At 68.4% G+C, this 478-nt stretch carries 1 protein-coding gene; it reads left to right on the forward strand.

Going from position 1 to position 478, the window contains the following annotated elements; all coding sequences use genetic code 11:
- Positions 1 to 478: AMP-binding protein (locus FF041_RS37345; protein ID WP_194292376.1), on the forward strand; the 478-nt coding region annotated here is incomplete at both ends.

Here is a 478-nt window from a genome sequence, read left to right on the forward strand (position 1 = left end):
ATCCTCGATCTGTTCGGTGCGCGGGTGGAGGGTACGCCCGGGATCGCGGCGGTGCGGTGTGGTGCCGATGTTCTCTCGTACGGAGAGTTGGACGAGCGTTCGAATCGGTTGGCCCGATATCTGACCGGTGTGGGTGTGGGTCGGGAGAGTGTGGTGGGGCTCTGTCTGCCGCGTGGGGTGGACATGGTGGTGGCCCTGCTGGCGGTGTGGAAGGCCGGTGGTGCGTATGTGCCGCTGGATCCCGAATACCCGGCGGACCGGCTCGCCTACATGGTGGCGGACAGTGGCGCGACCGTTGTGCTGGGGTCGGGTTCGACGCTGGCGGGTGTGCCGGTGGGCTCGGCGCGGGTGGTGCTGCTGGACGAGGTGGGTGGCGAGATCGCTTCCGAGTCGGCCGAGCCGGTGGGGGCGGTGGTCGGCCCGGATCAGCTGGCGTATGTGATCTATACGTCGGGTTCGACGGGTCGGCCGAAGGGTG

It is taken from the genome of Streptomyces jumonjinensis (genome assembly GCF_009600885.1).
GTDB classification, from domain to species: Bacteria; Actinomycetota; Actinomycetes; order Streptomycetales; family Streptomycetaceae; genus Streptomyces; species Streptomyces jumonjinensis.